Origin of the sequence: Oleiphilus messinensis, from assembly GCF_002162375.1 — a bacterium.
GTDB classification, from domain to species: domain Bacteria; phylum Pseudomonadota; class Gammaproteobacteria; order Pseudomonadales; family Oleiphilaceae; genus Oleiphilus; species Oleiphilus messinensis.
The window spans coordinates 1,407,093-1,429,835 of the sequence record NZ_CP021425.1 but is presented as its reverse complement, the minus strand read 5'-3'; the positions used below and the strand labels follow the sequence as shown (position 1 = coordinate 1,429,835).

The 22,743-nt window shown below is 49.3% G+C and carries 17 protein-coding genes; 5 read left to right on the top strand and 12 right to left on the bottom strand.

Going from position 1 to position 22,743, the window contains the following annotated elements; genetic code table 11:
• Window positions 1-15: 15 nt before the first annotated feature.
• The 4 genes from OLMES_RS06210 to OLMES_RS06195 form a co-directional block, all read right to left on the bottom strand.
• Complete coding sequence (locus OLMES_RS06210) at window positions 16-558, bottom strand: PEP-CTERM sorting domain-containing protein (protein ID WP_157678184.1); 543 nt, start codon at window positions 556-558, stop codon at window positions 16-18.
• 171 nt (window positions 559-729) lie between these two features.
• Complete coding sequence (locus OLMES_RS06205; protein ID WP_198343240.1) at window positions 730-2,559, bottom strand: peptidoglycan DD-metalloendopeptidase family protein; 1,830 nt, start codon at window positions 2,557-2,559, stop codon at window positions 730-732.
• Between the two features lie 199 nt (window positions 2,560-2,758).
• Window positions 2,759-3,583 carry a response regulator gene (locus OLMES_RS06200; protein ID WP_087460465.1) on the bottom strand — a complete coding sequence of 275 codons (825 nt, stop codon included), beginning with the start codon at window positions 3,581-3,583 and terminating at the stop codon, window positions 2,759-2,761.
• Between the two features lie 389 nt (window positions 3,584-3,972).
• Window positions 3,973-4,659 carry a TetR family transcriptional regulator gene (locus OLMES_RS06195; protein ID WP_087460464.1) on the bottom strand — a complete coding sequence of 229 codons (687 nt, stop codon included), beginning with the start codon at window positions 4,657-4,659 and terminating at the stop codon, window positions 3,973-3,975.
• Window positions 4,660-4,964: 305 nt separating this feature from the next.
• Here OLMES_RS06195 and OLMES_RS06190 point away from each other — a divergent pair, with 305 nt between their 5' ends.
• The 3 genes from OLMES_RS06190 (at window position 4,965) to OLMES_RS06180 (ending at window position 8,022) form a co-directional block, all read left to right on the top strand.
• The gene (locus OLMES_RS06190) at window positions 4,965-6,104 is read left to right on the top strand and encodes a ferredoxin reductase (RefSeq protein WP_087460463.1); all 1,140 of its coding nucleotides are present in this window, start codon (window positions 4,965-4,967) and stop codon (window positions 6,102-6,104) included.
• Between the two features lie 106 nt (window positions 6,105-6,210).
• Window positions 6,211-7,371, top strand: a complete 1,161-nt coding sequence (locus OLMES_RS06185; protein WP_269767743.1) for a fatty acid desaturase family protein — start codon at window positions 6,211-6,213, stop codon at window positions 7,369-7,371.
• A gap of 243 nt (window positions 7,372-7,614) precedes the next feature.
• Window positions 7,615-8,022: a hypothetical protein gene (locus OLMES_RS06180; RefSeq protein ID WP_087460462.1), complete on the top strand. Its 408-nt coding sequence runs from the start codon at window positions 7,615-7,617 to the stop codon at window positions 8,020-8,022.
• A gap of 50 nt (window positions 8,023-8,072) precedes the next feature.
• On the opposite strand, the gene OLMES_RS06175 is transcribed toward OLMES_RS06180, so the two are convergent.
• Both OLMES_RS06175 and OLMES_RS06170 read right to left on the bottom strand, forming a co-directional pair.
• On the bottom strand, window positions 8,073-9,131 hold the full coding sequence (locus OLMES_RS06175; RefSeq protein ID WP_198343239.1) for a GGDEF domain-containing protein: 1,059 nt from the start codon (window positions 9,129-9,131) through the stop codon (window positions 8,073-8,075).
• 165 nt (window positions 9,132-9,296) lie between these two features.
• Complete coding sequence (locus OLMES_RS06170) at window positions 9,297-10,634, bottom strand: metallophosphoesterase (RefSeq protein ID WP_087460460.1); 1,338 nt, start codon at window positions 10,632-10,634, stop codon at window positions 9,297-9,299.
• Between the two features lie 193 nt (window positions 10,635-10,827).
• Between OLMES_RS06170 and OLMES_RS06165 the strand changes: the two genes are divergently transcribed.
• The gene (locus OLMES_RS06165) at window positions 10,828-11,853 is read left to right on the top strand and encodes a hypothetical protein (protein ID WP_087460459.1); all 1,026 of its coding nucleotides are present in this window, start codon (window positions 10,828-10,830) and stop codon (window positions 11,851-11,853) included.
• 100 nt (window positions 11,854-11,953) lie between these two features.
• Here OLMES_RS06165 and OLMES_RS06160 read toward each other — a convergent pair whose 3' ends face one another.
• Together OLMES_RS06160 and ppc are read right to left on the bottom strand one after the other, a co-directional pair.
• A complete protein-coding gene (locus tag OLMES_RS06160; protein WP_087460458.1) occupies window positions 11,954-13,366 on the bottom strand; it encodes an HDOD domain-containing protein in 1,413 nt (470 codons plus the stop codon).
• 193 nt (window positions 13,367-13,559) lie between these two features.
• On the bottom strand, window positions 13,560-16,208 hold the full coding sequence (ppc, locus tag OLMES_RS06155) for a phosphoenolpyruvate carboxylase (RefSeq protein ID WP_087460457.1): 2,649 nt from the start codon (window positions 16,206-16,208) through the stop codon (window positions 13,560-13,562).
• A 371-nt stretch (window positions 16,209-16,579) separates the two neighbouring features.
• On the opposite strand from ppc, the gene OLMES_RS06150 reads away from it, so the two are divergent.
• On the top strand, window positions 16,580-16,924 hold the full coding sequence (locus tag OLMES_RS06150) for a type 1 pili tip component (protein ID WP_087460456.1): 345 nt from the start codon (window positions 16,580-16,582) through the stop codon (window positions 16,922-16,924).
• Window positions 16,925-17,136: 212 nt separating this feature from the next.
• Here OLMES_RS06150 and mazG read toward each other — a convergent pair whose 3' ends face one another.
• Genes mazG through cysM form a run of 4 tightly spaced genes read right to left on the bottom strand, consistent with a single transcriptional unit; the run spans window position 17,137 to window position 22,637 of the window.
• A complete protein-coding gene (gene mazG, locus OLMES_RS06145) occupies window positions 17,137-18,021 on the bottom strand; it encodes a nucleoside triphosphate pyrophosphohydrolase (RefSeq protein ID WP_087460455.1) in 885 nt (294 codons plus the stop codon).
• Between the two features lie 35 nt (window positions 18,022-18,056).
• Window positions 18,057-20,306, bottom strand: coding sequence for a GTP diphosphokinase (relA, locus tag OLMES_RS06140; RefSeq protein WP_087460454.1), 2,250 nt, complete (start codon window positions 20,304-20,306; stop codon window positions 18,057-18,059).
• A 48-nt stretch (window positions 20,307-20,354) separates the two neighbouring features.
• Window positions 20,355-21,683, bottom strand: coding sequence for a 23S rRNA (uracil(1939)-C(5))-methyltransferase RlmD (rlmD, locus tag OLMES_RS06135; RefSeq protein WP_087460453.1), 1,329 nt, complete (start codon window positions 21,681-21,683; stop codon window positions 20,355-20,357).
• A gap of 24 nt (window positions 21,684-21,707) precedes the next feature.
• Window positions 21,708-22,637: a cysteine synthase CysM gene (cysM, locus tag OLMES_RS06130; protein ID WP_087460452.1), complete on the bottom strand. Its 930-nt coding sequence runs from the start codon at window positions 22,635-22,637 to the stop codon at window positions 21,708-21,710.
• Window positions 22,638-22,743: the final 106 nt, after the last annotated feature.

Sequence of the window (22,743 nt, the reverse complement as noted above, 5' to 3'; positions counted from 1 at the left end):
GTCAAAGACGTGAGATCAAACGGTCGCGTTTGACTTCCGGCGGGAAACCCGCATTCCGATTGCAGCAATACCGAGCAGCGCCAATGTTGCCGGAGCTGGCACTTCACCTTCTGACAATTCGATTTGGTAGTCCAATGGCTCATTCTGATCTTGTGACTCATTATTCACTGCAACGGAGTACGTACCGGTTTTGGAGACCGAAAACGATTCCAGTTGAGGGTCAGCAAAAAGCCCTTCCATACCGGGTAGCTCTTGCAGTTCGTCATCCGCAAATGCCACAACAGGAGAGAGTAAATCCGTATCATTTTGCAGACCGAAATACACGCTAAAAGAAGGGTTAAGTGCAGGATCCAGACGATTAACCGTCAGGGTAATCACATCCCCTGTGTTGGCATGGAAAAACCACCAATCTGTACCCGTTGCAAACGGATCAGTGATTGAGCCGGTTTTGGTCATGCCGTACACCAGTTCACCCTGGTAAACGACAGGCACAGCGTTGGCTGACCCGATCCCAGCAGCAAACAACATCATCGCAAGTACGCAAGATTTTAACTTCATGGTTACAAACCTATCGTTTGATTGATTCATACTTCTATTCTCGAGAAGCGCTTTTTAAGGACACGGCTTAATTAAACTGTTGCCCTTTATTACATAGCGTTATTTTAGCGATGTTCCCTCGTTAATTCTTGTAACTAACCCCGCTCAATTGTGATACTTTGTAAAATATTCTCACTTTTCAACCAGCGTATCCAGCAAGCTATTGATATCAAAAGCATATGGATCCAGCTCACCATCAATGCCCTGAATGAATACTTTCGCCGCTTCGATATCCTCGAATATATAGCGTTTGTTTTGCGCCTCAATTCCATCTGTAATGCGAATGGCTACAATCGTCCGGTTATTGAGAATCGACAGATCTTCATTTTGTGCACCATCCGCAATCACCATTGCAGCTTCAGCCAGAGTCACTCGCCCGCTCTCGATTTCATCCGTCCACCAGGCCAGACCGGCTGCTTCTGCTTCTCGACCAAACATTTGCTGATAGAGGTTGGTGATTAGCTCGTCAGTATTTAATGATCCGAAGCGTTTCTCGTATTCTTCAGATGTTCCAAATGTATTGATTATATCGACCAGTCCCTGGGCGCTGTTGTCCAGCTCGGTAGCCCACCAGTTAACACCGGCATAATCGCCGGGACGCCCGTAATAGGCGACATATAATTCCTGTACGCGATAAGAGGACGTATTCGGATCAATTACCTCTCCATTTGTACCGCCGTCACCTGTACCACCATCTCCGGTACCACCATCGCCTGTGCCACCATCTCCGGTACCACCATCACCTGTGCCACCATCGCCTGTGCCACCATCGCCTGTGCCGCCGTCACCTGTGCCGCCATCGCCTGTGCCGCCGTCACCTGTGCCACCATCGCCTGTGCCGCCATCGCCTGTGCCACCATCGCCTGTGCCACCATCACCTGTGCCACCATCACCTGTGCCACCATCACCTGTGCCACCATCGCCTGTGCCGCCATCACCTGTGCCGCCATCGCCTGTGCCGCCATCGCCTGTGCCGCCATCACCTGTGCCACCGTCGCCTGTGCCACCGTCGCCTGTGCCACCGTCGCCTGTGCCGCCATCACCTGTGCCGCCATCACCTGTGCCACCGTCGCCTGTGCCACCGTCGCCTGTGCCACCGTCGCCTGTGCCACCGTCGTCTGGATCAACTGACGTGACATCGTCGCCGGTTTCTATGTTGTTCGACGTTCCATCGGACGTAGCAAAGGCCAGTTGGTATGTTTTTAATGACTTCCCGTCAACCGGACTGGTTGTTGCAAAATAAAGATAAGGTTCGGCATTGAAAGTTGCTGCACCGGACAATCCGATCGCCTGCCCCCGAGTGATCGTATCCCCTGCAGCAACCAAGGCCCCGCCCGATTGTAAATTGACATAACGAGCTATCGTGCCATCATCATGCTCAACCAGAATCTGGTTGTTCCCGGAATTAGAGGCATTGCTATCCACCACCTGAACCACACGACCGTTCCGTGCTGCAACGACAGTCGATCCCTCAGGTAAACCGAATAGAACAATATAGCGGGATGAAAGCGGCAATTCTTCGGTATACCCTTTCAGTACCGAATAGGTCAAACCGGTATTGAACGGAAACTGGTAGCGGTATTCGCCATCGTGACTGACCGTGGCATCGCCAATCAATCGCGCAAAATTGATATCCCAGGAATAATCCACGGAGCTGCTACCGCCGGTATTAATCTGTAACTGGGTAACGAATGCGGTTTCAGATTCGGGAAGGACAACCGCTACGGACTCGCCGTTGGTACTATTCAGATTAGCCAACGTAAAATCCACTGAAACCGTCAGTGGATAGGACGCTAGACTCTGCAAGGTAACATCGAATGTGTCATCATTTTGCTCCACAGCAACACAAAACTCATTGGCAAAACATTGACTTTCAACCACTTCGCCCGCAAAGCTGTTCAGTGAAAACAATAGCGGCAAGGTATATAAACTTTGGACTGGTTTTAATTTCGACTCTCGCACAATAAGGACTTCCAGTTTTAAGGATTTGGGGCTGAACACTTCGACAAGGACAGGCGAAAACAATCAGGTGATGAACCTATTTTATGTTTTTCTCAGTACATTCTGCGTAGCAAATTGCAACAGTGAGTATAGTTCATGTTACAAGCACGGTGCGGGGATAACAGGTGTGAAGACAGATCAGGATTCCAAGGCAATAAACCTATTGCCTTGGTGCGGAAAGCGATAGCGAGTCGGGGGGTAACGTGGCGTCCTGCTCAGCAACAGGGAGTACCATGACCGCAGCCAGAGTCATTACCATGTTATTTACAAGTTTTCGTTCCTCTTGCAATTTCAGCTGTTCTTCTTGAAGTCGCTCGAGCATAACTTCCCACTGTTGATGATTTCGCGCCTGTACTGCTGTGACCTGAGACACGACTTGATTGAGTGCATACTGCTGATCAGTCAATTGATATGAAAACAGCAAAAATGGTGCACCAATTAATGTAGTGAGCAGACCGATACGCATCACACTGACCGGCCGTCGCTGTCGCCGCACCAGAGCTGTAGCCTCCTTTGGCATATAAGGAAGCGAACCCGTTAATTGTGCAGGTTCACCATAACAGGTGGATTTTTCTGCGGGTTTGCGTTTCAACGGGATGATCTCCGCCGAACCTTGCGGTTCCAGCACCGTGTCGATCAAGTTCGCCAGTGAAACAACATCAATTTGCTTGGAAATGACAGCAACAGCGCCCAAAGCCTTTGCTTCTAACTGATATTTTGTTGCCGCTTGAGAGGTATACATCACAACGGGGATCGATTCAGTGAGAACACTTGATTTCAACGATTTAAGCACCTGAAAACCATCCATTTCCGGCATGATATGATCCAGAAATACCAAGTGCGGGGACTCCTTGCGCAATAAGGTCAGCGCAACCGGACCCGATTCTGCCTGCAGAACTGCAAATCCAAGCTGCTTGAGCATGCGACCTAAAACATGACGGGCGGTCGGCGAGTCATCGACGACCAGTGCTTTTTTAATTGCCATTGTATTGTTCCGTAATATCTGACAAGTTGATTTTAATCTACCGACAAGCTTTCTTTGGTTTAAAAACCGCTGATTGGCCTAAAAGTTTGCTGAATTACGCCATAGCATTTTTTTAAACCTGATAATGCTCTGGGTTCGCGAGACGCAAAAACCGAATTATTAATTTTTGATTTGATTCAATTTTAATGTTGTGAAACACAGGCCATACGGGACCGCTACAGTTGTTTCCTGAATTTGGATTAATTGCACGAATACAGTAACTTAACCGATTGAGCATCAGGACGTCATCGACCTTGCACTCACCCCGTGCGGTGATTCTCAAAAAACACCCAAACTGGTATTTTTGTACCTGAAAATCACCGCATCTCCCGATTCGATTGGAATAGAAATTAGTGCCCGACAGCAGTAAACAGCAACGCCTGCTCAGTGGCTTTCGAGAGCTCTGGCGTCCGCTTCGGAATCGGTTGCCAGTTCGCAGCACCGACAAAAATGATTTGCAGTTGACGGACAGTTTTATCCACCAGGCGCTCAACTTCCAAGGGATTTGACTCCGAGAGATCCAGCAGCTCGGATGTGGTTCCGGTAACGGTATTCACGACCAGTTGTGTGGCCCACTCAATCATCCCCTGGGATAAATCCGGCAAGAGATTAAGATGTCCTACATCCGCTGCCAGCTCATTGGCTAAAAACTGTAATTCATTGCGCACCGAGTGACGAAGGGGTGCCGATCCACCACTGATGACCTGAGACATAAACCGGAACAGGCCACGGTTTTGCTGCACGTGTTCAACGTAGATGAGTACCGATTGACGAATCAAGGGACCAACACTGCGGGTTTGCTGGCGGGTCTCTCTTAACACTCGACGCAATCCCAGACTGAATTCATCCACCAAACAGAACGCAAGATCCTCCATGTCTGTAAAGTGGCGGTAAAATGCCGTCGGAACAACACCGGAACGCTTCGCCACCTCACGAATACTGATCGAGGCAAACCCCATTCCCTCGTCAATCAATTCCAGCACCGCATCCATAAGCGATTGGCGCGTCATCAGCTTTTTCTCTAATCGAGTACTCATATTCTACCCTCATTGCATGCGCCACCGGAGATAAAAAGGCGGGCACATCAATCAACAATTAGTGTTCACTCGTTCACATTTTTATTTTTTACGAACCGATGAACACCTGTTTATGAGCATGATAGGAACATAAAACTCCCACCAAATCAACTACCAGTGTTCACGTGTACACAATATAAAAAATTATAAATATCTGTTTTTATTATATTTTATTATTTTTACACAAAAATATTTAAATTTTTCTGTTGACACAAGAAACACTTAGAGTGTACAAATGTACACAACAAGTTACAGGAGATACAGAAATGTCGAACCAAACTCATACAGCGGAATCCAATCGATCTGTGTTGTTAAGCCGTACTACGAAATGGATTTCTCAAGCATTGTTTAATACTGATACCCCTGCTGAATACTTCGATGTTCTGGCAGAATCAATCAATCCGATGTGGTCACTGACTGAAACTCGAGCACGTGTACTCGAAGTTATTTCCGAGACCGCCGATACAAAAACCCTGGTCCTGCAGCCTGTTTCCAACTGGAAGGGATTTGAAGCCGGTCAGCATTTGCAACTGAGCGTGACGATCAATGGTAGCGCGGTGACGCGAACGTTTAGCCTTTCTTCTGCACCTTCGCTGTGGCTGGATCAAGGCCTCATCAGCATCACGATCAAACGCGTGCCAGAGGGACGCGTAACAGGCTGGATTCACGAGAGCCTTCGCTCCGGCGATATCGTTTCACTCAGCCCGGCCCAAGGCGAATTTACCCTGCCCGCGAATACGGACACCGCCTTACTGTACATCGCAGCGGGTTCAGGCATTACGCCAATCATGTCGCAGATCAGAACGATTGAGGCCGGCATTGAAAGTGAAGAGACAGATACTCGTCCGGTGACGTTGATCTACTATGCCAACAAGGCGGATGAATTTATCTTCGGCCAAGAGCTGAAAACCATGGACCAGAAACATGACTGGTTAACCGTCAAATGCTTCGCCACTGAAGAGGCCGGTTTGATTTGCGCCGATCATGTTCGTCCATACATCAATGAAGACTTTGAACACGCCTATGTTTGTGGACCACAGGGTTTTCGGGATATCGCGAAAGAATTGATTCAAAGCCACAAAAGCAATCTACCGATCCATGAAGAAGTGTTCGTTGTAAGCCCGCTTCCCGTAGATGGCGAAGCAGAAATGGAACATCAACTGACATTCAGTAAAAGCCACCGGGAAGTGACTGGAACCAATCAGATGCCATTACTGGATCAGGCCGAAGCTGCTGGCTTGAGTCCGAAGTCAGGCTGTCGAATCGGGATTTGCCACACCTGTAAGTGCACCAAGCAAAGTGGCCGGGTGAGAAACATGCTGACCGGCGAAATTTCCGACGGTGGAAAGGAAGAAATCCAACTCTGTATCGCCGTACCGGTCACCGATGTGACACTCGCACTGTAAAGCAAAATTTTGACTGGGTTAACACCAGAACAAAGCAGATATCGAGACATTTTCATTTTCCTACTCTATCTGCAATTGCCACATAAAATATATGAAGGACGCTATTATGAACATGATTGCTCAAGACACCATTCAAACTGAACAGAAAACAAAGGTCAGCCCCCTTACCTTCGACAACAACGACTTGCCGGAACCAACGCCGGAAATGCTGGAGAGCCTTCAGAAAGAGTTTGACGCCCTGCTTGAAGAAGTGCGCGCTGATATTGGCGAGCGTGATGCAAAATACATCCGCAAAATCGTGCGCACACAACGAATTTTCGAAATCAGCGGCCGGGGTTTGATTCATTTCAGCTTCACACCGATTCCTTTCGCGCTTGGCGTGTTGTCGCTGGGGGTTGCCAAAATCATCGAAAATATGGAAATCGGCCACAATGTCATGCACGGTCAATACGACTGGATGAACGATCCGAAACTACACTCGACCAGCTACGAGTGGGATACAGCATGTGATGCGGATTCCTGGCGCAAGACTCACAACTATGAGCACCACACTTACACCAATATTCTGGGTAAGGATCGGGATTACGGCTATGGTATTCTGCGCATGTCTGAAGACGAATCCTGGCACCCGCTGAGACGCTTTCAGTTCGCCTACTACGTGCTATTGAGCGTTTTCTTCCAATGGGGTGTTGCATTACACGAAATGGAGTTCGAAAAAGTAGTACGCAAGGAAGTGACCTGGAAATCACGCATTCCATTTTATAAAACGTTTGCCAAAAAAGGCTTCAGACAGATCTTCAAGGATTACATTTTCTTCCCGCTGCTGGCAGGCCCGTTTTTCCTGAAAGTGCTACTGGGGAACATGCTGGCTAACCTGATCCGTAACCTGTGGGCATCTACCGTGATTTTCTGCGGCCACTTTACTGAAGGCTCGAAAACCTTCCCGGTTGAAGTTTGTGAAAATGAAACTCGAGGTCACTGGTACTACCGTCAACTATTGGGTTCCGGCAACTTTACCGGCGGTAAGTGGCTACACATCTTAAGCGGTCATTTAAGCTATCAGATTGAACACCATTTGTTCCCGGACATCCCGGCACACCGCTACGCAGAGATGTCACCCCGTGTTCAGGAAATCTGTGAGAAGCATGGTCTGCCGTACAACACCGGCACGTTCTGGAGCCAGTACAAAACTGTACTGAAACGCATCATTCGTTTCAGCCGCAAGCCAAAAGATAGCAACGTCGAGGGTCAACTGGTAGCGGCCTAAGCAACCTGGTAGCAGCCTTTGCAGTATATTCCGGCTTTGATCGGTATCCAGCCCTGATTCCAGGGCTGGCTCTTTACACCTGAAAACATCGAAACTGTTCATATTTTCACCAAACACTAATTTAACATTACGTTCGGACATGGTATCGTACCGGAAAACCCTGATTACAAGACAAAAACGGTTATCGCGTCGTGACCCTCTTCATCCCGCAGATCGTCCGAATACGCCCATAGGAGCATGAATATGAGTTGGATCAACCAACTGGAAGTTATCAAAGATACATTGCAAACCGCAGTCGATAGTGCGGTGACTCGCATTGAGGAAATTCACACTTCCATTGCCAACGTTCCCCTGGATCAACTGGAAAAAGCGGGCGGCGAGAAGCTTGAAAAGCTTCAGGCCAAGGAGCGTCATGAAGCGCTGATACACTCGATTTACGACACAATTCGTACGGTTAACAATCGTGTCGGTGACTTGGCCAGCGATTTATTTGAAGCATTGGAAGATGGCCAGCAGGCAAATAAGATCCACAAAGAAAATGCGCAACTTAAATCATTGCCTGATGAGACGCCCACGGGCCACCCAGGTAGCGATAAGCCACTGGTCAACGTTGTCAGTGAAGACTCCAGAGAATCTGATACAGCAAAATAAACATGAATCGCGCACAAGGAGGTGCGCGTTCAAAGTTCAGGAATCAGCATTTAAAACAGATCAACATCGCCGTCGAGGTCGCCATTTTCCCGGTCCAGAATTTCCACGATTTCATGAAAGAAATGCAACTGATCCCGACCTGAGTCTTTGGCGTGGTACAGTGCTCGATCCGCGTTTTCAAGTACAGAAATGGGAAAATCATACGGACTCATCCGGGCAACACCAATGCTCACCGTAATGTTGGCTACAAACGGGAAGCGTGTAGAGCGGATCATGTCCATAAAAGCATCCAAACGCTTGCGTAACATATCTGAACGAGTCGGCTCGAATACAATTACAAATTCCTCGCCACCAAAGCGGAACAGTAAATCCGAAGCACGAAAGAATTCGTTCATTTTCTGTGCCAGTAACAGAAGAACTTCATCTCCACATACGTGGCCATAGCGGTCATTAACCTGTTTGAAATAATCTACATCGATGATCGCCAGCCAGGATGTCGATCCCGGATGAATCATGCGATTCCCCTCATGGGCCTGTCCGCGATACTGATTACGGACCTGCTTCTGCATCAGGTCAGCCACTTTCTTATCAAACGTCTGGCGATTTAAGAGACCAGTCAACTTATCTCGTTCATTTTCGTTTAATACTGCGAGATAATTTTCAAAAATACGACAAAACGCATTCAACAGCACCTGACTCTGGCTGTCCAGACCGACAGATGTCAGCGCAATGGCTCCGACGGGTTTTTCTTGCAACACCACAGGAATCCAGCGGTTTTCCACGCCGGTATTGGATTGCACACTGATGGTACAGGCCGAGTGCAAACAGGAAATCAATTCGGGACTGGGCTCTTCCTCTTCACACCGCTCCGACCACTGGAACTGGCCATCATCGTCAACATACAAGGCCAGACTGCGCTCAATACTGACCGCATCGGGGGTATCCATTTTTTTATAAATGGCAATCTGCTGACAACCAATAAACTCATGGATGGTTGATACCAAACTGTATTCCAGCGAGTCGATATCCCTGGTCTTGGTAATATTCACTAAGGAATTTAAAAGAACTTCCTGCATCAATCCTCCAGGCGCAGTAACGCCACTACTCATTACGCATATCCCGCGAAGGTGGCACCTCCAGTCACACAGCCTGACCAGAAGTACTCGTCCTTTTCAATTCAGAATAGTTATAGTGGAAAATCAACTGATTGCAAAACTGGATCAACTTGCCCCCTTTACGACAAGTGTCGCAAAGGGCTTGAACCTAAAGTTGGTTCAATCAACACGACGCTGCATCACGTTCTCGTACGCAACCCGATAATCTCCGGTGTCGCCATCAACGGTATAGGCCGTAACAAACAACGTATTCCCTTTAGTCTCGAGCAGGAAAAAACCAGTTGTATCCCCTTCTTGCCAATAGCTCACATTGCGCATGGCGTCATCGATGGATCGGGATTTTGCGCCTGCCCCTGAAATGATGAAAAAGGTTTTACCGCACTCCGGCACCGACTTTAACATTTGAAGATCATGATCATGGCCCGCAATGAAGAGATCAATCTTGCCACACACATGCTGTTCAAACCACTGTCGATAGATCTCACCCGAAATTCTGGCTGAAACCGGCTCCAAAGGAAGCAGACGATCATAGCGTCCCGCATTTCCGTGACTCCCGTTCGACACATAGGGATGGTGGGTATAGGCCATTTTCCAGGGCGCGCTCGATACCGCCAGTGCCCCATCGAGCCACGCCCCTTGTGCTGCTTTATAAGCGTTAATTTCATACTCCGGGTTAATATCCGGCGCACTGTTTAACGGATTGGAGTCCAACACAAAAAAGTCGATTACACGCTCACCGGCGGTACTCCCCAAAGGTGCACCAAAATGATAATAACGATCCGGTAATTGCCACTTATCACTCAATTTATTTTCACGATAAGTGTATTCAACCTGCACATCCCCGGCGATATTGGAACCGCCGGTACCATCGATAATCAAATCGTTGTCATGATTACCCAATGACATATAAAACGGGAATTCCAGCTTTTGGTACGGCAGCTCAAACTTCTGATCAAATGCCGTGTCAGATGTATGTAATGGATTCTCATCGTAAATGTTATCACCTAAACCAATCGCAAAGTCACACCCGCCTTTTGCCTCGCACACATCCCATATCGCATCGGCCACCAGGTATTGGGCCAGATTACCTTCACCGGTATCACCCAGAGCAACAAAACGTACCGGTGTCTGGGGAACCGGGTCATTTGCATAGTGCATCGGTTTGAACACCGCTTTAACAAAAAGATCTCCAGACATCGGTACATAGCAGTTATTGTGCTTTGTTTTCGCACAATCCCCTTCCCAATGTGACAGAACAGCCCCCTCGTCAGCAATCGCAGTCAACCTGGTCACTACCTTGTCATTACCATCACCCAGTTTTTCATAATCCTCAACGATGCACGAACCGCTCTCTGCCCGACAGTCGATACCTGCAGGATCGGACACAACCCGACCACTTCCTGAAACCTCGACCTCAAAATCACAACCTGCCAAAATAACCACTGCACCGAATAACCACGCCCGATGACTTCTCATTAAACTCGATCTAATTTGCATAGCGCTACCTCTCCATTGATAAACTGCCTCTGGCGGCCATCCTAATTTTTATGCATGTCAAATGTGTTACGTACCCAAACTGGCACTGGACGGATCTAAAATCGAGACCTGGCTCACATATCATCTGCTTGTGAACATTGCGCTACTATGTGTACGACTGTACACTTAACAAAAAATTCAACGAGGAAGACCCATGACCACTCCATCTCCGATTAGCGCCCAGAAATTGCTGGATATGCATGTAAAACACGAAGTTCAAGCGCTCAGCAGTGAACAGTTTGTGCAGGATATGGAAGCGGAGATTAACGCCATATTTCAACTGCTGCCTGAAGTTACACTCTCTGAAGTCATTTCATCTGAGAATATCATGGGCATTATTCAGCGGAATGTGATTGATCTGGAAATCCACGGTGGCATCTCGGAACTGATTGGCGAAGCGGCTAACCGAATTTACCAGTCAGATAGTGAAGACGATACACTGCTCAAGGAACTGATGTGTAGCCGTCAAGCTGAAGAATTTGTTAAAAAAGCGCTGGAGTTGCAGGATCTCCGGGAGTCTATTATCAAGCGCGCGCTCGCCAATCCGATTTACTCTGAGCTGGTTTCCAATATTCTGTACAACGGTATTACAAATTACATTTACGAGGACAACATCATCACCAAAAAGGTGCCAGGGGTCTCGCCTATGATGAAACTCGGAAAAAAAATGGTGAACAAAGCCGCTCCCAAACTGGAAGGCAAGGTTGAGGAAAACCTGAAGAAATACATCGCCAAAAACATTCAGTACATCATTCGCCAAAGCGAACGTTTCCTGCTCGAAGAGCTGACGCCAGAGCAATTACGGGAAATCGCCATGGACACCTGGTCCGAACTGGAAGACAAACCTGTCCGGGACTATCAGAAATTCCTGGGTTCACTGGATCTAATTGAATTTGTGGTCATGGGCTACGAGTACTGGCTGGGGCTGCGAAAGACAGACTATATTTATCGCTGCTGCAAAGTCGTTGTGGATTATCTTTTTGAAAAATACGGTGATGAACCGCTGTCGGTATTGGTCGAAGACATGGGGGTGAACTCCCAGATGGTTGTTACCGAGGTTAAAGCTGTGGCACCGGGAATACAAAAAATTCTCACGGAGAAAGGTTTCATCGAAGCCCGTATCCGCAATCGTCTGGAAAAGTTTTATCTGTCTGATACTGTGGTCGGGGTATTGGGGTAAAGCACCAATTGGGTTCAAGCACACCTGGGTTGAACCATAGTACAAGCTCGATCATAGAAGCCGGAATCCCCCTCCGACTGGAGGGGGAGAAGCATCACATTCAGGCCGCAATACTGCGAGCAAACTGGCCCAGCTCCTCGGTGGACTTCAGCGCTTCCTTGGCAATTTCCAAACCTCGGTCAACCGACAAACCAAAGCGCAGAAAAACACTTTCCAGATGGCAAGGGGCATCTAACTCCCCGATGCCGTTATTGTGCAAAATTGTATTACACAGGCGCACCAGATGGACATACTGATCCTGGTCACCTTGATAAGACGTCGCCTGGTGCATCGCGGCACATTTGACTACCGCATCAGGCAAATTCCACATTTTCAACAACATGCCACCCAGAGTACCATGGCCAATAGCCATCACATCCTGTGCCCAGCCCATACCAAACACCTGACGTTCCAGAACATGAATGGGTGTATCGGGCTGTTCAAAAGCGAGTTGATTAAGGGATTTGAACTCCGGTGCGAAGAGATGCCCCATCAACAACCAGCCGAAGTTATGCAACAAACCACAAAGATAGGCCAGTCCCGGATCGACATTGGCTTCTCTGGAAACTTGCAGTGCAAACTGTTGGCAAAGGAATGAACACATGAGTGAATGCTGCCAGAACCGATCCATACCCAGCGGCCCATTTTGCGGGATATTGAATGCTTTTGCAGACGCAATCCCCATTGCGATATTGGCCACCCGCTCAAATCCCAGCACAATATTAACCGCATCCTGTACGGAATTGATTTCACCCGGGAAATTGAACAACGCCGAGCGCGCGTAACGCAAAATTTGCGCGGCAAGACTGGGATCCTGCTCGATAACACGGGCCAGGTCGGAAATTTCACTTTCGGGATCAGAAACCAGATGAAGGATACGCACCGCGATCGTCGGCATCGGAGGTAATGTATAAAGCTGCTGCAAGCGATCTGCAATGTCTTCCCAGGTCACATCCTGGTGGTGGCCATGCTTCAACGATGTCACGGCCGCCGGTACTCGGGTCGCAGACCATTTCACAAAATCCGCTTCAGTAGCCTGTACCAGGGCCATTCGAAATTCCGCATTTTCCAGTTTGATCAACGCCTCCGTGGAACCACAGCGAACAAACAGCTGGGGCTGCTGGAAGAGCGAGGGATCAACCACCATTTTCAAGCCATAAGCCGCTCCAATTGCCGGAATTGCAGAGACTTCACAGTCGCGAAAAAAGCGCTCGATTTGCTCCACGGCCAACAGTTGCAATCGTCGCCCTGTGGACTGAGCCATTTTTTCCATATCCACTTCGTTCGCCAGTGAATGCAACGCAAACAGTACCCCGTTTCGATCAATCAGAGGCGTGGCAACAACCATTTGATCTGCAGCAACATGAGCACTCGTGGCAGCGTGCTCTGCGGTATAAGCCCGTTCATGATGAACAATATCATACTGCACCTGTAGGTTTTCCAGGTAACGTTTCAGTCTTTGAGCCACAGCCATTACAGATCTCCTGAATCACGTTGCGAAGTCATGGGGCGACATTCTTATCTCTCTAGTCTACTCCTCATAGCCTGTACAGCAAGTAAATTACGTCACACTCCAGATCGCTAAATTTTTAATTTTGTAACGCTGTTTATCGCTGTACAGACTTACTAGTGCATTTGTGTAATGGCCGTTGTGTAATGGCTTTTGGCTACCCGGTATTGCGCATGCCCGCAGCAATCCCCGCCATGGTCACTTTCAGCGCCTCTTCCACTTCATCAGCATTCTCGGCAGGATGATGACGTACCCGATACAACAGTTCCGCCTGCAGATAATGCAAAGGATCAGTATAGGGGTTGCGCACATCCAGCGATTGCCGAAACAATGGATTGTCATCCAGCAGATTCGCCTGTTGTTTCAAACGATTGACGAGACCCGTTACACGAGCCAGTCGTTCCCGCAGCGTCTGCCCCAATACATGCAGCTCCTCAGATGCCAATCGCCGCTCATAATAGTTAGAAATAGTGGCATCGGATTTCGCAACCACCATTTCCAGCATATCGATGTGCGTATTAAAAAACGGCCAGCGCTGCGCCATCTCCCGCAAGAGATCCTCATGACCATCCTTCAAGGCCGCTTCCAGGGCGACATCAGCTCCCAGCCAGGCCGGTAACATCAAACGCATTTGGGTCCAGGCGAAAATCCACGGAATCGCCCGCAAGCTCTCCACGCCGCCACTGGCTTTACGCTTCGCCGGGCGGCTGCCCAAAGCCAGCTTACCCAGTTCCTGTTCCGGGGTTGCTTGACGGAAGTAGGTCACGAAATCAGCATTACCTCTGACCGTATCCCGATAACCATCCAGGGAACGGGATGTTAAGTAATTCATCATTTCCCGCCATTGTGGTTCTGGCTGGGGAGGCGGTAGTAGCGAAGCTTCCAGCACCGCGGAACTATAAAGCGTCATACTTTGTAGTGCCAGTTTTGGCAGGCCGAACTTGAACCGGATCATTTCCCCTTGCTCAGTAATACGGAAAGAACCATCAACAGACCCCGGTGGTTGCGACAAAATAGCCCGATTAGCCGGACCGCCACCCCGCCCCACAGTCCCCCCGCGACCATGAAACAGAGTTAACCTGACCCCATGTTGCCCGGCCACCGCAACCAGTTTTTCCTGAGCCTGATATTGCGCCCAGGCCGCCATCATCTGACCGGCATCTTTTGCCGAATCAGAATAACCGATCATCACCTCTTGCACTCCGGCACAATAATCCCGATACCATGGCAAAGAAAGCAAGTGGTCAATACATCCCGGGGCATTATCCAAATCGGTTAGTGTCTCGAACAATGGCACAATACGCATGGCATGGCTGACACCGCTTTCCCGCAAAAGCAGAATGACACTTAACACATCGGATACCTTCCCGGCCATTGAGATTACATAGGATCCCAATGCTTCGGGCGGCTGAGCCGCTACGACCCGACAAGTTCTCAAGACTTCCTCGGTCTCCGCCGAGGCTTGCCATCGGGCTGGTATCAGAGGCCTGCGACCACTCAATTCACGAATCAGAAATGCGATCTTATCGTCTTCGCTCCAATCGGCATAAGACCCCAGCCCCAGATATTGTGTGACCTCATCAATCGCCTGCATGTGCCGGGTGGACTCCTGGCGAATATCCAGCTTCACCAGCTCCATACCAAAGCAGTAGGCTCTCCGGATTGTATCCTGTAAACCACCATCGGCAATCAGCCCCATTCCCTTGGCAACGAGCGAGCGATAACACAACTCCAGGGTGTCAATAACGTCTTGTGTGGTGACCCAGTCCTGCTCTGAGGGGGGAAACGAAGTGCCGGACGCGGATTCTAACGATGCCTGTAACTGATCACGAAGCGATAACAGGCGATCCCGCAGCTTGGCCAGTACCACCCGATACGGTTCGTGCCTTGTCCCGGCTTCCCGATACAATTCTGAGGATGCTTCATTCATCGAGAGCTCTGCGCGCAGTACCTCGATATCTCTCAAATAGAGATCCGCGGCCATCCACTTGCTTAACATAAACACATTGCGGGTCACATCCGCTGTCACATTTGGATTACCATCCCGGTCGCCCCCCATCCAGGAGGCAATTTTTATCGGTGCAGCGGATAATGGCAGTTTTTTACCACAGGCATCCAGAAGGGCCTTGTCCAGGGAACGGAGGAATCGGGGTAGCGCGTGCCAAAGGCTGTTCTCAATCACCGCGAAGCCCCATTTTGCTTCATCTTCTGCGGTGGGACGGTCATGACGAATTTCATCAGTACGCCATGCCTGGGCAACCAACTGCGCTAATCGACTCACGATACGCTCATACTCATCATCAGCCAGGTCGGTTCGATCTAACTGTTCCAGACACTCGGTGAGGGCGTCATATTTCATAATCAGGGTACGACGGGTGACCTCCGTCGGGTGCGCAGTCAGGACAAATTCGATCTTCATGCGCTGCGCCATTTCAAAAATAGCGTCCCCGGATATACCGCTCTCTTTCAACCGGGCAAACACAGATTCCAGTGATTCAATATCACCACCGATACCCGTTGTCTGATTACGTCGAATACCATGGTACTGTTCGGCAATATTGGCGAGGTTCAAAAACTGATTAAAGGCACGCGTAACTGGCAGCACTTCTGAATCCTGTAATTGACTCAACAGCGCCAGCAATTTCTCATTGCGACTATCTTGTTGTTTTCGTCCCGCTTTCGCAGCCGTGCGAATAGCTTCAACTTTATCGAGGAAGGGCTCCCCGAGGTGATCACGAATACTCTGCCCAAGAAGTTCCCCGAGCAGTTTCACATTTTCCCGCAAACCAGGGTGTAGTTCCGACATAACCAATCACTCCTTTTCAGACGCTTTATCAATTTGCTCGACAATTCAAACGCATTGCGCGTTTTCTAAAAATCCCGATATAACGAAACTTACTTTAATTAGCAGATTAGATAACAAAATACGACATAAAGCAGCCTACATTTTCACTTGTTGAAGACTAGAATAAAGAAGTACCACATTAAAAAACGAGGCTACACAAGCCTACACTATTGTTGATAGAAACTTAAAATCAGGTGTCTGAAGTCAGGGCCTGATAACGTTTCATACTTTAATGGTTATCAGACCGGAAGTGGTTATCAGACCGGAGCTGGCATAGACCATGCTTTGAAAAACACTGACGCGATCGCCCCATAACAAATAAGGTCACAGCTATGAAAATTGCTACACTTGCAAAACATTGGGAAGACAACGCGAAAGCACGTTTGACCAATAAAGAATATAACCTTCGATTACCACTGGAAGATGCCGCTCGTATTGCCGCACTGGCCGAAATGTATCCCAAACGTTCTCAGGAAGATATTATCGGGGAATTAATTTCTGCCGCATTGGACGAACTGGAAACCAGCTTTCCCTACGTTCAGGGCTCTAAAGTTGTCGCTACGGATGAACAGGGCGACCCACTCTATGAAGACACAGGCCCAACCCCGCAATTTCTGGATCTGAGCCGAAAATACATGGCACTCCTGAAGCAGGATCAACATGCAGCGAATGGCTGATTTGGCGATCAGTCTAGCAGTATGGATCTCCGGACTTCACTTTTTTCGCGCGCCAGTCAGGTTAATTTCAGGTACTGATTGACTCCGACTGGCTCAGGGGCGGCTCCCAAACTTAGAGCCCCGATACAGCACAGATACTGCACACAAGTAGTAATACCTCACCAAAAAAGTTCATTTTAATGCCCAATAGTGGGAGTAGTTCAACTGAATAATCAGTCTTTTCCTTTCGCGCGATTCCAGAGCCTGTCCATTTCTGTCAACGATGCGCTGTGAATACTTTTACCGTCTGCCTCAAGTTGCGCCTCAATGAACCGAAAGCGATCTCTGAACTTACGATTTGTCCCTGCAAGGGCACGTCCTGCGTCAACTTTAAGAAAACGGGAAAGGTTTACACAAACGAACAAGATATCCCCTAACTCTTCTTCAATATGGGCCTGCTTCTGGGCATCGTCAGCTTGGGTTAGCTGCTGATTCGCCGGGTCATGCAAATGATGCCAGGCTTCTTTAAGTTCGGAAATTTCCTCCTGAAGCTTGTCGAATACCGGATCAATATCCGGCCAATCGAAGCCCACGTGGGCCGCCTTGCGTTGCAGCTTCTCGGCTATCGCCAGGGGCGGCAGGCTGTGCGCAATACTATCCAGAATGCTTTCAGTTTTTTGCTGAGCGGCATCGTTGGCGCTGACCTTCTCCTGGCGCTCATCCGCCTTGATCCGTTCCCAGTTTGCCTTGATCTGCGCATCACTCATCCGGGTGCCGGGCGGCAACCGACTTGCCAACGTACCGTCAGGAAAAACGTGGGGGTGTCGGCGAATCAACTTTGCTACTAATGTGTCAACAATTTCGGCAAAGCTGAAACGCTGCTCTTCTCGCGCAATTTCGCTGTAAAACACCACCTGGAACAACAAGTCCCCGAGCTCTTCCTTGAGATTGGCAAAGTCCTCATTTTCGATGGCCTCGGCAACTTCATAGGCTTCTTCAAGCGTGTGGGGAACAATTGAAGCATAGGATTGCTTCTGATCCCATGGGCAACCGTCTTCGGGGTCGCGGAGCCTGGTCATCAGGTAGAGCAGATCCTGGAAGTCATATTTCGATGCCATATTTACTCGCCTTTAATCCTAAGCCTGTTGTAACTTTATGATGACCTGCTGGTACGCAGCCTTCGTGCCTCAATCACGTTGGGGAGCTGCTTGATCTGCGCCAGAATCTGTCCCAGACGTTCAAGGTTAGGCACCTCGACCGTTATTTTCATGGATGCCGTATTCTGATTCGTATCCGACACGGTATTGACCGCCAATACATTAATCCGACTGTTCGCCAGAACCACGGTGATATCCCGAAGCAGACCGGAACGGTCATAGGCTTCAATATCAATATCCACGGCATAACTGGCCTCGGGTTTGCCCCCCCAGCTCACCTCTATAAAACGTTGAGGTTCCTGTTCACGCAGCTGAATTGCGTTTCTGCAATCTTGATGGTGGATCGAAACGCCCCGGCCGATCGTGATGTAACCGACAATGGGATCTCCCGGCAACGGTTTACAGCAGTGCGCAACCACCGTTTTGAGATTTCCGACACCACAGATCTGAATATCCCCGTCGACAGCCCGATCCAAGTTTTGCGCATGGCTGAGCTCCAGGCTCAATTGCTGTTCTTTGGGCTCAGTCATCTGCTGTGCCCGATGGGCAACCTGGGTGGGGCGCAAATCACCCGCGCCAATTGCGGCAAACATATCGCCAGAGTTGGCATAGTTCACCTGTTTCGCGAGCGATTCAAAATCCACATCCTGAATCGACAGGCGACGCAGCTCATCTTCAAGAATCGCACGACCATCCTGGACATTTTGATCCCGGTTTTGCTGCTTGAACCAATGGGTTACTTTGGCCCGCGCCCGCGAAGTATGCAGATAACCCAGGCTAGGGTTAAGCCAGTCACGGCTTGGTGCCGGGTTATTGGAGGTCAAAATCGTGACTTGTTCACCGGTTTTCAATGCATAGGTCAGAGGAACAATTCGTCCGTTTACTTTCGCTCCGCGACAGGCGTGCCCCACCTCGGTGTGAACGCGGTAGGCAAAATCAACGGCTGTCGCCCCCTGAGGCAGGTCGACCACATGTCCGTCCGGGGTAAACACATACACGCGATCCGAAGACACATCTGATTTGATTTGCTCAACCAGGCCCGAGATATCGCCAATCTCTTCCTGCCATTCCAGTACCTGGCGTAACCAGTTGATCTTTTCTTCATAACTTGAAGATTTGTTTTGAACATCCGTGCCTTTGTAGCGCCAGTGAGCACAGACACCCAGTTCTGCCTCCTCATGCATTTCAGTGGTTCGGATCTGCACTTCCATGATTTTCCCTTCCGGGCCAATCACTGCAGTGTGCAACGAACGGTAACCATTCTCTTTCGGATTGGCTACATAGTCGTCGAACTCATGGGGGATATGTCGCCACAGCGAGTGCACAATTCCGAGAACCGCATAACAATCCTGAGTTGAAGGCACCAGGATACGAAACGCGCGAATATCATAGACCTGTGAAAAGTCGATATTTTTACGTTTCATTTTGCGCCAGATACTGTAAATATGCTTCGAACGCCCCGTAATTTCCCCTTTTACTCCAGCCTTATCCAATTCGCTGCGTAACCGGGTCAATACCGTCTGGATAAATTGATCCCGGTCGATGCGCTTTTCATCAAGCAGCTTTGCAATTTTTTTATAGGCTGTATCATGGAGATAGCGAAAGGAAAGGTCTTCCAGCTCCCATTTAATATGCCCGATACCCAGTCGGTGGGCCAAGGGAGCATAAATATCAAACACTTCTTTCGCGACCCGGAGGCGCTTCTCTGAAGCCGCATTTTTTACCGCCCGAATCGCACAGGTTCGCTCAGCCAGTTTGAGAAGTACGACACGCACATCATCAATCATCGTGACCAGCATTTTCCGGACATTATCGAGCTGGCCATGGGTCTGACCCAGAACATTCCCTTTCAAAGGATGGTGGATAGCAGAGATCGCCGCCATCTGTTGAGCACCGTCAATAAGGGCAGCAACCCCTTCGCCAAACTGCTTTTTGATTTTATCAAGGGGGACGCGTCCTTCCCGCACCGCACGGTAAAGAATCGCGGCAACGAGCGTCTCCTGATCAAGACGTAACTCGGATAAGATCTGAGCCATTTCCAGGCCCGTTTTAAAGCTGCTGTGGCCGACACTCCAGACCCGGTCTTCCTGAACCGCCTGGTGCTCTATCTCTTCACTTAACTGACACGCCTGCTTCAACACATCCGGGTCTTCAAGACTAACCTGAGATGCGATTTTCATGACCCACTGGTCGATATCAACCTGGCCACTCTGGTTGACGGGATGATCTTCTCGGACTTTAACCATGTGTTCTCGTTTTACCCTCACTCAATCCCCAGTGCAGTCAGTACCACACTACTTTTCGAACAATGCGATCGACTCGACGTGCGTGGTATGGGGGAACATATCCATTACACCCGCTTTAAGCAATTTATACCCTTGATCAATCAATTCCCGCGTATCCCGGGCCAGGGTTGCAGGGTTACACGAAACATATACGATTCGGTTAGCACCAAAACGACTCAAGCGACTGACCACGTCCAAAGCACCGGAACGGGGGGGATCAATCAAAATTTTATCAAACCCCTCGCTCGCCCAGGATTCCTGGGTATAGTCCGCCTGCAAATTTGCAGCATGAAAAGCAACATTGTTCAAATTGTTAAACTTGGCATTCTCGGAACCGCGCCGTACCATTTCTTCATCACCTTCCACACCAATAACATGGGATGCAACGGTCGCCAGCGGGATGGTAAAGTTACCCAAACCGCAAAAAAGATCCAGAATTCGATCTTCCGGTTGAGGATCCAGCCATTCGATCGCACGGTGCACCATTTTCTGATTAATCCCGGCATTCACTTGCGTGAAATCCATGGGATGATAGTGCATGGTGACATCAAATTCGGGTAACCGGTAAGTCAGGCGATCTGCGCCCTCAGCAGGCCATATTCGGTGTACGGTGGTCGGCCCTTTCGGCTGCAGGTAAATATCGAACTGGTGAGCTTGCCCAAAAGCAATCAAACGCTCAATATCCTGCTCTGTGAGCGGAACGAGATGACGAAAAACCAACGCGACGCATTCATCCCCCGCTGCGACTTCGATTTGCGGAATAGATTGCCGGGCATCCAACGTTGCCAGCATTTCACGAAAATCCATCATGCGTGTGCCAATCCGGGGATCCAGCACCTCACACTGCCTTATATCCGTTAGAAATGAACTGCGTTTTTCCCGAAATCCCACCAGCACTTCATCACGCTTGTGAACATACTTGACCCCGAGGCGGGCTTTTCTGCGATAGCCTGTGGTCTGATCTACCATGGGAGGAATCAGTTCATCCGGCGTAATCTGGCCGAAATGCTGTAGCTGCTCCAACAGTACCGACTCTTTCAGTTCGATCTGGCGCTCACTCTCCATATGCTGAAGACTGCAGCCACCGCAAAGCTGGGCATGTGCGCAAGGGGGCTCGACCCGGCCTGGTCCAGGGGTCAATACCTCTACGGTCGCGAGTTCATCAAATTTGCCCCGGGAGTCAACAAACTTGGCCATGACTGTCTCACCGGGAAGTGCGCCTTCAACAAATTGTGTTTTCCCGTCTGTATATGCAATTCCTCTGCCTTCGTGACTTAATTTTTCAATTTTTACTTCAATTGGCTCCTGAGGAAGCTTTTTGGTACGACGTCTGGCCATGTGCCCTGCTCTATAAATAAACGATTAAAAAACCCCGGTAGACAAATAACGGTCACCTCGGTCGCAAATAATGGCGACGATTACCGCATTTTCAACCCCTTGTGCGACTCTTAATGCGCCAGCTACCGCGCCGCCGGAAGAAACGCCACAAAAAATACCTTCCTGTTTGGCCAGCTCCCGCATGGTCTCTTCCGCCTCTTCCTGGCTGATATCCAATACCTGATCCACCCTTGAGGCATCAAAAATTTTTGGCAAATACGCCTCGGGCCAACGACGAATACCTGGAATACTGGCGCCCTCTTGGGGTTGCAATCCTACGATCTGGATATCCGGGTTTTTCTCTTTGAGATACTGAGAATTTCCCATAATGGTACCCGTGGTTCCCATTGAGCTGACAAAATGCGTGATTTTGCCCTTTGTCTGCTGCCAGATTTCAGGGCCGGTACTCCGGTAATGCGCCAATGGATTATCCGAATTGGCAAACTGATCCAGAACTTTACCTTTCCCTTCGGACTCCATTGCTTTTGCCAGATCCCGCGCCCCTTCCATGCCTTCAGACTTGCTCACGGTAATAATTTCTGCACCATAAGCTCGCATCGATGCCCGCCGTTCTTCACTCATATGCTCCGGCATGATCAGCACCATACGATACCCCTTTATCGCTGCGGCCATGGCCAAAGCAATTCCCGTATTGCCACTCGTCGCTTCAATCAAGGTATCGCCTTGTGCAATCTCCCCACGACGCTCTGCCTGCTGAATCATCGATAATGCGGGGCGATCTTTAACTGACCCGGCAGGATTATTGCCTTCCAGTTTCACCAGAATGGTGTTGGAGGTTTTGCCCGGTAAACGCTGTAAACGAACCAAAGGCGTATGTCCGACATAGTCTTCGATTGTAGGAAATCCGTCATCAATAGCTTGAGTTGCGTCTTGCTCGGTAGGAAAGTCTTGCATGCTTAAAACCCGGATAAGTTGATAGAGTTTCCGAATGGGTATCATCTTTTTGCAGAAACATTATGATACACTTCGGTCTTCAGTCTGAATTGGGCGGTTAATCCCG

Excerpts from the sequence above, each read along its gene's own strand:
- OLMES_RS06210 (WP_157678184.1), bottom strand. The coding sequence starts at position 558 with ATGAAGTTAAAATCTTGCGTACTTGCGATGATGTTGTTTGCTGCTGGG.
- OLMES_RS06200 (WP_087460465.1), bottom strand. The coding sequence starts at position 3,583 with ATGGCAATTAAAAAAGCACTGGTCGTCGATGACTCGCCGACCGCCCGT.
- OLMES_RS06195 (WP_087460464.1), bottom strand. The coding sequence starts at position 4,659 with ATGAGTACTCGATTAGAGAAAAAGCTGATGACGCGCCAATCGCTTATG.
- OLMES_RS06190 (WP_087460463.1), top strand. The coding sequence starts at position 4,965 with ATGTCGAACCAAACTCATACAGCGGAATCCAATCGATCTGTGTTGTTA.
- OLMES_RS06185 (WP_269767743.1), top strand. The coding sequence starts at position 6,211 with ATGAACATGATTGCTCAAGACACCATTCAAACTGAACAGAAAACAAAG.
- OLMES_RS06180 (WP_087460462.1), top strand. The coding sequence starts at position 7,615 with ATGAGTTGGATCAACCAACTGGAAGTTATCAAAGATACATTGCAAACC.
- OLMES_RS06175 (WP_198343239.1), bottom strand. The coding sequence starts at position 9,131 with ATGAGTAGTGGCGTTACTGCGCCTGGAGGATTGATGCAGGAAGTTCTT.
- OLMES_RS06170 (WP_087460460.1), bottom strand. The coding sequence starts at position 10,634 with ATGCAAATTAGATCGAGTTTAATGAGAAGTCATCGGGCGTGGTTATTC.
- OLMES_RS06165 (WP_087460459.1), top strand. The coding sequence starts at position 10,828 with ATGACCACTCCATCTCCGATTAGCGCCCAGAAATTGCTGGATATGCAT.
- OLMES_RS06160 (WP_087460458.1), bottom strand. The coding sequence starts at position 13,366 with ATGGCTGTGGCTCAAAGACTGAAACGTTACCTGGAAAACCTACAGGTG.
- ppc (WP_087460457.1), bottom strand. The coding sequence starts at position 16,208 with ATGTCGGAACTACACCCTGGTTTGCGGGAAAATGTGAAACTGCTCGGG.
- OLMES_RS06150 (WP_087460456.1), top strand. The coding sequence starts at position 16,580 with ATGAAAATTGCTACACTTGCAAAACATTGGGAAGACAACGCGAAAGCA.
- mazG (WP_087460455.1), bottom strand. The coding sequence starts at position 18,021 with ATGGCATCGAAATATGACTTCCAGGATCTGCTCTACCTGATGACCAGG.
- relA (WP_087460454.1), bottom strand. The coding sequence starts at position 20,306 with ATGGTTAAAGTCCGAGAAGATCATCCCGTCAACCAGAGTGGCCAGGTT.
- rlmD (WP_087460453.1), bottom strand. The coding sequence starts at position 21,683 with ATGGCCAGACGTCGTACCAAAAAGCTTCCTCAGGAGCCAATTGAAGTA.
- cysM (WP_087460452.1), bottom strand. The coding sequence starts at position 22,637 with ATGCAAGACTTTCCTACCGAGCAAGACGCAACTCAAGCTATTGATGAC.